The 278-nt window shown below is 80.6% G+C and carries 1 protein-coding gene; it reads right to left on the bottom strand.

Features of this window, described 5'->3' with window-relative positions; translation table 11 throughout:
- Positions 1-278: FAD:protein FMN transferase (locus WDW90_RS39225; protein WP_336493009.1), on the bottom strand; the 278-nt coding region annotated here is incomplete at both ends.

Below are 278 nucleotides of genomic sequence, written 5' to 3'. Positions count from 1 at the left end.
CGCCGCGCGCGGCGGCTCCCGCCCACAGGGTCCAGAGGGGCTGCACCGTCGGGTCGAAGGCGCCCCCGCTCGCCTCGGCGAGGGCGAGGGCGAAGCGCCGCGGCGCGAGGAGGAGCGGGTCGGGCGCGTCGAGGACGCCGTCGCGGTTGAGCCGCGCCAGCGCGCTGTCCGCCCGGAACAGGCTCGCGGCGGCCTCGCCCGCCCGGATCGCCCGGAACGCCGCCTGCAGGGCGGGTTCGAGGGCGGCCTCGTCGCGGTGGGCCAGCGTCAGCGCCATG

This window comes from Methylobacterium nigriterrae (assembly GCF_037106235.1).
GTDB classification, from domain to species: Bacteria; Pseudomonadota; Alphaproteobacteria; order Rhizobiales; family Beijerinckiaceae; genus Methylobacterium; species Methylobacterium nigriterrae.
This window is presented reverse-complemented; position numbering and strand designations above follow the sequence as displayed.